Source organism: Escherichia sp. TW14182, from assembly GCF_000208525.1.
GTDB lineage: Bacteria > Pseudomonadota > Gammaproteobacteria > Enterobacterales > Enterobacteriaceae > Escherichia > Escherichia ruysiae.
Genome location: NZ_AEJZ01000336.1, coordinates 1 through 9,951, shown reverse-complemented (window position 1 = coordinate 9,951; position 9,951 = coordinate 1). Strand labels below are relative to the sequence as shown.

The 9,951-nt window shown below is 52.3% G+C and carries 5 protein-coding genes and 1 pseudogene; 2 read left to right on the top strand and 4 right to left on the bottom strand.

Annotation, left to right across the window (positions count from 1 at the left end):
- Positions 1-11: 11 nt before the first annotated feature.
- From nrdD to treR, 4 genes and pseudogenes are all read right to left on the bottom strand, one after another.
- Positions 12-2,150, bottom strand: coding sequence for an anaerobic ribonucleoside-triphosphate reductase (gene nrdD / locus EQY_RS0121220; protein WP_000187801.1), 2,139 nt, complete (start codon positions 2,148-2,150; stop codon positions 12-14).
- Between the two features lie 393 nt (positions 2,151-2,543).
- Complete coding sequence (treC, locus tag EQY_RS0121215) at positions 2,544-4,199, bottom strand: alpha,alpha-phosphotrehalase (protein WP_000183360.1); 1,656 nt, start codon at positions 4,197-4,199, stop codon at positions 2,544-2,546.
- A 49-nt stretch (positions 4,200-4,248) separates the two neighbouring features.
- Positions 4,249-5,670: a PTS trehalose transporter subunit IIBC gene (gene treB, locus EQY_RS0121210; protein WP_021551481.1), complete on the bottom strand. Its 1,422-nt coding sequence runs from the start codon at positions 5,668-5,670 to the stop codon at positions 4,249-4,251.
- A 118-nt stretch (positions 5,671-5,788) separates the two neighbouring features.
- Positions 5,789-6,739: pseudogene (gene treR / locus EQY_RS0121205) on the bottom strand (trehalose operon repressor TreR); the annotation flags it as partial.
- Positions 6,740-6,910: 171 nt separating this feature from the next.
- Here treR and mgtL point away from each other — a divergent pair.
- On the top strand, positions 6,911-6,964 hold the full coding sequence (gene mgtL / locus EQY_RS26360) for a mgtA regulatory leader peptide MgtL (RefSeq protein ID WP_001387276.1): 54 nt from the start codon (positions 6,911-6,913) through the stop codon (positions 6,962-6,964).
- Positions 6,965-7,104: 140 nt separating this feature from the next.
- Complete coding sequence (gene mgtA, locus EQY_RS0121200; RefSeq protein ID WP_000471853.1) at positions 7,105-9,801, top strand: magnesium-translocating P-type ATPase; 2,697 nt, start codon at positions 7,105-7,107, stop codon at positions 9,799-9,801.
- Positions 9,802-9,951: the final 150 nt, after the last annotated feature.

Below are 9,951 nucleotides of genomic sequence, written 5' to 3'. Positions count from 1 at the left end.
GGGGGGAAGGCTTAACCTATCTGCCCATTTCCCAAATGTTTAACGCGGCGCTTAACTTCTTCCTGCTTACCGGCGTTAAACGGACGCGCATCCGGGCTACCTAAATATCCGCACACGCGGCGAGTCACCGACACACGGGAGGTGTCATGGTTACCACATTTCGGGCAGGTGAAGCCTTTGCTGGTGCACTCAAACTCACCGGTAAAGCCACACTCGTAGCACTCATCAATCGGTGTATTGGTGCCGTAATACGGTACATGCTGATAGCTGTAATCCCAGACATCTTCCAGCGCCTTCAGGTTGTGCTGAATGTTTGGATACTCGCCGTAGCAAATGAAACCACCGTTAGCCAGCGGCGGGTAAGGTGCTTCAAAGTCGATCTTGTCGTACGGGTTCACCTTTTTCTCCACATCAAGGTGGAAACTGTTGGTGTAGTAACCTTTATCGGTCACGCCCGGCACCACGCCAAACTCAGCGGTATCGAGACGGCAGAAGCGGTCGCACAGGTTTTCACTTGGCGTGCTGTAAAGGCTGAAACCATAGCCAGTCTCTTCTTTCCACTGATCCACCGCCTGACGCAGACGTTCAACAATCGCAATACCTTTCGCGCGAAGCTGCTCGTTGTCATAAACATGCTCGCCGCCGAACAGCGCGTTAATGGTTTCGTGGATACCGATGTAACCCAGCGAAATAGACGCACGACCGTTTTTGAATATTTCAGAAACATCATCGTCGGCATTCAGACGCACGCCACAAGCACCTTCCATATAGAGGATAGGAGCCACGCGCGCTTTCACGCCTTCGAGACGAGCGATACGGGTCATCAGCGCCTTACGTGCCAGCAGCAGACGTTCATCCAGCAGCTTCCAGAAGGTGGCTTCATCGCCTTTTGCTTCCAGAGCAATACGCGGCAGGTTCAGGCTGATCACGCCGAGGTTGTTACGACCATCGTGGATCTGCTCGCCGTTTTCATTTTCCCACACGCCGAGGAAGCTGCGGCAGCCCATCGGGGTTTTAAACGAACCGGTGACTTTCACTACCTGATCGTAGTTCAGGATATCCGGATACATGCGCTTGCTTGCGCACTCCAGCGCCAGCTGTTTGATGTCGTAGTTCGGATCGCCTTTTTTATGGTTCAGGCCATCGCGAATCGCAAACACCAGTTTCGGGAACACCGCAGTTTTACGGTTTTTACCGAGGCCTGCGATACGGTTACGCAGGATGGATTCCTGAATCAGGCGCGACTCCCAGCTGGTGCCCAGACCAAAGCCAAAGGTTACAAACGGTGTTTGACCGTTGGCGGTGTGCAGGGTATTTACTTCGTACTCCAGCGACTGGAAGGCGTCGTAGCACTCTTTGATGGTACGAGAGTTGGCGTAGCCTTCAGCATCCGGAATGCTCCACTCCTCCGCCGTTTTACGGTGCTTGTTGTAGCTGGCGGTGACAAACGGAGCCAGAACTTCGTCGATACGGTTAATGGTGGTGCCGCCATAAATATGGCTGGCAACCTGGGCGATAATCTGCGCAGTTACTGCGGTGGCAGTGGAGATCGACTTCGGTGGTTCGATCTCGGCGTTCCCCATCTTAAAGCCCTGAGTTAGCATACCTTTCAGGTCGATCAACATGCAGTTGAACATCGGGAAGAACGGCGAGTAATCGAGGTCGTGGTAGTGAATATCGCCACGCTCATGCGCCTGCACCACGTCACGCGGCAGCAGGTGCTGGCGTGCATAGTGTTTAGCAACAATACCGGCCAGCAGGTCGCGCTGGGTTGGAATTACCTTGCTGTCTTTGTTGGCGTTTTCATTGAGTAACGAAGAGTTGGTCTGCTCGACCAGGCCACGGATCTCCTGGTTCAGGCGACCGCGTTTTTCACGTTCGATGTCGCGATCGTGACGGTACTCGATGTAAGCACGAGCCAGTTGTTTGTACGGGCCTGACATCAGCTGGTTTTCAACTGCGGTCTGGATTTCGTTGATATCGACCTGGTTGCGGCCTTGCATTTGCTCGCTGACGACAGCGGCAACAGTGGCACAATAATCTGCATCATCGACTTCCGCTGCTTTAGCTGCACGCAGAATGGCTTCTTTGATGCGCTCTGATTTAAACGGCACTTTGCAGCCGTCTCGTTTCATCACATGCGGTGTCATGATCGCTCCATATTTTTAAGAACAGGTTATACACAGAAAGTTGGGAAGTGCGCCCCGCTTTATTTAGCTCTTTTTACGGGGAGTTACTGCAATCCCAATCCGCTTTATCCACAATTTTGTCGGCTTTGTTGGCGTGTGTCTTGGTGCAAGTATAGTCGACGGATACAACATATTGGGTTGAGAGGCATTTTAAAGTCTATATATAGTGCTTTGCATTAAGGATGTTTAAGGTTTTTTTGATTTAGCTCAAAGTAAAAAGCAGAGTGTACGGATGACGGGCGCTACAGCGATGTGTAAATTTTTTAATAATTTTCTGTTCAAAAAACCAACAAAAACAATGCGCTGACAGATAAGGCCCCGGAAATACTCGCTTTACCGGGGCCTCGAGAAGAATTATCTCTGCAACCACCAGACAGCCTCAAATGGCCGCAATGTCATGGCTCCCGGTTGAGAGGAGGCTTCTTCATAGTTATGCATTAACAGTTGCCAGTCGCCGCTGATTTGCGTTGGTTGCCAGGGCTGTACGTCACGGCTAAGGTTGGCAATCACCAATAAAGTTTGCCCCAGCCATTCGCGGCGATAGCACCACAATACAGGACTGTTTGGCAGGAGATCCTGGTAATTGCCCCATGTCAGAATGGGTTCTTGTTTACGCAACGTGATTAACTTCTGGTAGGTGTAAAACACTGAAGATTCATCGGCCAGCGCAGATTCTACGTTGATTTCGCGATAGTTATCACACAGACCAATCCACGGCTTGCCGGTAGTAAACCCTGCGTTATCGCCGTTGCTCCATTGCATTGGCGTGCGGCTGTTGTCACGGGATTTACTGGCGAGGATTGCCAATAGCTCTTCGGCGTCACGCCCATCGTTGCGCAGCTCGGCAAACATATTGAGGCTCTCCACGTCGCGATAGTCAGTAATGCGCGTGAAATGTGGGTTGGTCATACCAATCTCTTCGCCCTGGTAGATATACGGCGTTCCCTGCATACCATGCAGCACCATCGCCAGCATTTTTGCCGCAGGCACGCGGTATTCACCTTCATCACCAAAGCGAGAAACAATGCGCGGCTGATCGTGGTTACACCAGAACAAAGCATTCCACGCAACGTTGTGCATTCCCTGTTGCCAGTGGCGGAACAATGTTTTTAACGCCACAAAGTCAGGTTTAGCCAGCGTCCATTTTTCACCGCCGGGATAATCGACCTTCAGGTGATGAAAATTAAAGGTCATCGACAATTCACTGCCTGTCAGTGCCGCGTATCGCTGACAATGTTCAAGGCTGGTGGAGGACATTTCACCCACAGTCATTAATCCGCGTGGCGTAAAGACATCGCGGTTCATTTCGTGCAAAAACTCGTGTGCTCGTGGTCCGTCGGTGTAGAAGCGGCGCCCGTCGCCATCCAGATCGTTGGGGAAGTTCTGGTCTTTGGAAATCAGATTCACCACATCCAGGCGCAGCCCGTCTACCCCGCGATCGGCCCAGAACTCACAGACTTTTTTCAGTTCTGTGCGTACTGCTGGGTTTTCCCAGTTGAGATCGGCCTGTTCTGGTGCAAACAGATGCAAGTAATACTGTTCGCTTTCTGCGTGCCAGCGCCAGGCATTGCCACCGAATTTAGAACGCCAGTTATTTGGTGGTATTCCTGGTTCGCCGTCACGCCAGATATAAAACTGACGATAAGGACTTTCTTTGTTCTGCGCCTCGCGAAACCAGGCGTGTTGGGTAGAAGTATGGTTAAACACCATATCAAGGATAATGCGAATACCGCGCGATTTCGCCTGCGCCACCAGTTCATCAAAGTCGTCCAGCGTACCGTAGGTGGGATCAATCGCCGTATAGTTCGCTACGTCGTATCCGTTATCGATCTGTGGGGAGACATAAAAAGGTGTCAACCAGATAGCATTAACGCCCAGTTTTTGTAGATAGTCGAGGCGTAGGGTGACTCCTCGCAGATCGCCGGTGCCGCTGCCCGTGGTGTCCTGAAAACTCTTTGGATAAATCTGGTAGATAACGCCGTTTTGCCACCAGTGGGGAAGATTAGTCATTACGTCATTCCTGCAAATGCGAGGGGGCGCAAGTGCGCCCCGAAGAAAATTAAACAATGTTCAGCGTGCCCAGGCGGTGTTTTCGCTGGTAGATAAACGAGGTGAGCACAATCGGGATGATGATGGCGATAGCCATTGCCAGCGCAAATACCTGCCAGTAGCTCGGCTGAATGGAGAGAATACCAGGCAGACCACCGACGCCGATGCCATTCGCCATAACGCCGTTCAGGCCGCAGAGCAATCCCGCCAGACCGGAACCAATCATCGCGCACAGCATCGGGAAGCGATATTTCAGGTTGATGCCGTACATTGCCGGCTCAGTAACCCCAAGATAAGCGGAGATCGCCGCTGGAACCGAAATTTCCCGCTCGTTCTGTTTACGGCTGGCGATAATAATTCCTACCACTGCCGATGCCTGAGCAATATTCGAAAGGGCAATCAGCGGCCAGACTGGCGTACCGCCCATGCTTTGAATCATCTGCATATCAATGGCAAGCGTGGTCTGGTGTACGCCGGTAATGACCAGCGGCGCATAGAGGAAGCCAAACAATGCCGCGCCAATAGGGGCAAAGCTGCCAGTCATCAGATGACGAACCGCAAAGGCAACGCCATCGCCAATCATGCGACCAAACGGACCAATCAGCGCATGGGCGAGGAACACCGCGAGGATCAGCGAGCAGACCGGTACAACCACCAGATAGAGATAATCCGGCACGATGCGCTTAAGGCGAGTTTCAATAAAGCCCAGCGCCAGCCCGGCTAACAGCGCCGGGATCACCTGCGCCTGATAGCCTACTTTCGCAATACTGAACATGCCAAAGTCCCACACTTCCGGCACCTGCTGCCCGAGTAGATAGGCGTTCATCAGTTGTGGAGAAACCAGCGTTACGCCAAGCACGATACCGAGGATCGGCGTGCCGCCCATCTTTTTCACCGCCGACCAGCAAATCCCGACCGGCAGATAGAAGAAGATCGCCTCACCGATCAACCACAGAAAATCGTAGATCGTTTGCAGGGAAGGGTACATTTGCGCCAGCGTCTGGCCGTTGCTCATGGGCAGATCGCCGATCACATTACGAAAACCGAGGATCAAACCGCCGCTAATCAGCGCGGGCAGTAACGGGAAGAAGATCTCTGCGAAATGGGAGATCAACTGCTCATGCCATTTCATATTCTGCCTGGCGGCTTTTTTCACCTGCTCTTTATCAACCTGCGCCTGACCAGTCGTTGCTAATAACGCTTTGTAGTAATCGCCAACGTTGGTGCCAATCACCACCTGAAATTGCCCGGCATTGGTGAAACAACCTTTCACCATGGGGAGTTGTTCAATTTCTTTCGGTCTGGCATTGGCCGGTTGGTTGAGGACAAAGCGCAGGCGAGTAATACAGTGGCTCACCGTCGCAATATTGCCGCGCCCACCGACCAGTTCAATCAACCGATCGATATCCGTTTGGTTCACTTTGCTCATCATAAGGCCCCGTGGCAGATGACATATTAGGTTGACGGCAGAATATAGTGGGAAGGAAAAATTAAAAATGGGAACGTTCCCGAAACACGGCAAAGATCACAATTTATCGTTCAGGAAACGATCAGGACAGGGTGGCTGGGATGATGATTTGTTGCGGTTCGCTGCGCCCGGTTATCTGTTTGATTAACTGGCAGGCCGCCTGGCGTCCGGCTTCTGCGTAGCCTGGATCAACGGTGACGATCTCCGGATGGAGGAACTTCATCAACGGTGTATTACCAACGCTCGCCAGCTGTAAGGTATCGATGCGTTGCTCTTGCAGGTATTTACTTGCGCCAAGTGCCAGCGTGTCAGTTGCGCACAGCAACGCGGTGGTTTCAGGGGTAATGACTTTTGCCACGTTCTCATAACCTTGCTTCATGGCGAGGCCAGGCAGAGCGGCGACGGGATGCAGTTTATGCGCTTTGCAGAACGCAAGGTAGGCTTCATGACGTCGCTTACCGGTCGTCACGTCACTGTGCGGCACGCCGAGATAACTGATATTGCGATGCCCCTGGTCATACAGTCGTTGCATCAGGATTTTGATCGCCCCTTCGTCGTCATAACAGACTGAAGCAAAGCCCTTTGCGTCGCGTGCCAGCAGCACCAGCGATGACTGCCAGTGGGCTAACATCTCTTCGGTTATACCGGTAAAACCAAACAGCACTACGCCGTCGATATTACGACGTTTCAAAACGCCCAGATGTTCGGCAACTAATTGTGGTGAAAACTGGCTTTCCATCATGATGGGGTCGTAACCCTGTTCATAGAACGCCGGCAGCATGGTCTGAACCGCGAGATTTTCTGACAGCGAATCCAGACGTGTCACGATGATGGCGACCACTTTATCGCTTTGCCCACGCATGGCGCGCGCAGAGCGGGAAGGGGAAAATCCATGCTGATTCATCACTGCTTCAACACGTTCACGTGTGCGCTGGCTCACGCCGCTTTCGTTATTCAGCACCCGGGAAACAGTGGATTTTCCCACGCCGCTCAAGCGCGCGATGTCTTTGATGGTCAGCCGATTTTGCATCCTGTTATCCCGTAACGTGTTGTTTAATTATTAGAGACTAACTTTACCCGCGCATTCAGCAATGGGCAAAGTCTGGTTTATCGTTGGTTTAGTTGCCGACAGGTATTATATCGGCATAAATGCTACGAATATTATTGGATTCGCGGCGCTATTTATTCACTTACCGGAGGTTATATGGAACCTGATCCCACGCCTCTCCCTCGACGGAGATTAAAACTTTTCCGGTAAGCCCGTCTTTTCACGGCGTTACCGGATGCGTAAGGCCGTGACGTTTTAACGTCCCTGCTCATATTTATTACCTTCAGGTAAGGCTTCGCCACGCCTGAAGATATTTCTGCACTGTTCCAGACAGTGCGGAGGGACACCCTATGTTTAAAGAAATTTTTACCCGGCTCATTCGCCATTTACCTTCCCGTCTGATCCGTCGCGATCCGCTACCGGGTGCGCAGCAGACAGCGAATGCACCAATCCCGCCTTCCTTAAGCGCGCATTGCCTGAAAATGGCAGTGATGCCCGAAGAAGAATTATGGAACACGTTCGACACCCACCCGGAAGGGTTGAATCAGGCGGAAGTGGAAGTTGCCCGTGAAAAACATGGCGAAAATAAATTACCTGCGCAACAACCATCGCCGTGGTGGGTACATTTGTGGGTCTGCTATCGCAACCCCTTTAATATTTTGCTCACGATCCTTGGCGGCATTTCTTACGCCACGGAAGATTTATTTGCCGCAGGCGTTATCGCGTTAATGGTGGCTATTTCCACGCTGCTGAACTTTGTTCAGGAAGCGCGTTCCACCAAAGCGGCAGATGCCCTGAAAGCGATGGTCAGCAATACCGCGACGGTGCTGCGCGTTATTAACAGCAAAGGCGAAAATGGCTGGCTGGAGATCCCGATCGACCAGCTGGTGCCCGGCGATATTATAAAACTGGCGGCGGGGGATATGATCCCGGCAGATTTACGTATCTTGCAGGCGCGGGATCTGTTCGTCGCTCAGGCGTCGTTAACCGGTGAGTCTCTGCCCGTGGAAAAAGCCGCTACCACTCGCCAGCCGGAGCACAGCAATCCGCTGGAGTGCGACACCCTGTGTTTTATGGGCACCACCGTGGTGAGCGGCACGGCACAAGCAATGGTGATTGCTACAGGAGCCAACACCTGGTTTGGTCAACTGGCGGGGCGTGTTAGTGAGCAGGAAAGCGAGCCGAATGCCTTTCAGCAAGGGATCAGCCGCGTCAGTATGCTGCTGATTCGCTTTATGCTGGTGATGGCTCCGGTGGTGTTGCTTATCAACGGTTACACCAAAGGTGACTGGTGGGAAGCGGCACTGTTTGCGCTTTCGGTCGCGGTAGGCTTAACGCCGGAAATGTTGCCGATGATTGTTACCTCGACGCTGGCGCGCGGCGCAGTAAAGCTGTCGAAACAGAAAGTGATCGTCAAACATCTGGATGCCATTCAGAACTTTGGCGCAATGGATATTCTGTGCACTGATAAAACCGGCACCCTGACACAGGATAAAATTGTGCTGGAGAATCATACCGATATCTCCGGTAAAACCAGCGAACGCGTGCTGCATAGCGCGTGGTTGAACAGTCATTACCAGACTGGACTTAAAAACCTGCTTGATACCGCGGTGCTCGAAGGTACGGATGAAGAGTCAGCGCGTTCGCTGGCCAGCCGTTGGCAAAAAATTGATGAGATTCCGTTTGATTTCGAGCGTCGCCGGATGTCGGTGGTTGTGGCAGAAAATACCGAACACCATCAGTTGGTTTGCAAAGGCGCATTGCAGGAAATCCTCAATGTGTGTTCGCAGGTGCGTCACAATGGCGAGATTGTACCGCTCGATGACACCATGCTACGTAAGATTAAGCGGGTTACTGATACGCTGAATCGTCAGGGGCTGCGCGTGGTTGCGGTGGCAACGAAATACCTGCCAGCGCGTGAAGGAGATTACCAGCGGGCGGATGAATCCGACCTGATCCTCGAAGGATATATTGCTTTCCTTGATCCGCCAAAAGAGACAACCGCTCCGGCACTGAAGGCATTAAAAGCGAGTGGAATTACCGTAAAAATCCTTACTGGCGACAGTGAGTTAGTTGCAGCGAAAGTGTGCCATGAAGTGGGGCTGGACGCGGGAGAGGTGGTCATTGGTAGTGATATTGAAACGCTATCTGACGACGAACTGGCAAATCTCGCACAGCGCACCACGCTGTTTGCTCGCCTGACGCCGATGCATAAAGAACGCATTGTGACCTTACTGAAGCGCGAAGGGCATGTGGTTGGCTTTATGGGCGATGGTATAAATGATGCGCCCGCCTTACGCGCTGCGGATATCGGCATTTCTGTGGACGGCGCGGTAGATATTGCCCGTGAAGCGGCTGATATCATCCTGCTGGAAAAAAGCCTGATGGTGCTGGAAGAGGGGGTGATTGAGGGACGTCGCACTTTCGCCAATATGCTGAAATACATCAAAATGACGGCGAGCTCTAACTTCGGTAATGTGTTCAGCGTGCTGGTGGCGAGTGCTTTCTTGCCCTTCCTGCCGATGTTGCCGTTACACTTGCTTATTCAGAACCTGCTGTACGATGTGTCACAGGTGGCGATCCCGTTTGATAACGTCGACGACGAGCAAATTCAAAAGCCGCAGCGTTGGAATCCGGCGGATCTGGGGCGCTTTATGATCTTCTTCGGACCGATCAGCTCGATCTTCGATATTCTGACGTTTTGCCTGATGTGGTGGGTATTCCATGCCAACACGCCGGAAACGCAAACGCTGTTCCAGTCGGGCTGGTTTGTGGTGGGATTACTGTCGCAAACGCTGATTGTGCATATGATCCGCACCCGTCGTGTACCGTTTATTCAGAGCTGTGCATCGTGGCCGTTAATGATCATGACCGTGATCGTGATGATTGTCGGGATCGCATTGCCATTTTCACCGCTGGCCAGTTATCTGCAGCTGCAGGCGCTGCCGTTAAGCTATTTCCCGTGGCTGGTTGCGATTCTGGCAGGGTATATGACATTAACCCAGTTGGTGAAAGGGTTCTATAGCCGACGTTACGGCTGGCAGTAAAGAATAAACCGGGCATTGTGGCCCCGATTCAGATTGCAGGCAAAGTGAGCTTTGTTCATGCCGGATGCGGCGTAAATGCCTTATCAGGCCTACAAATTCAATAAATTGCAGGAATCACCCAGGCCTGATAAGCGTAGCGCATCAGGCAAT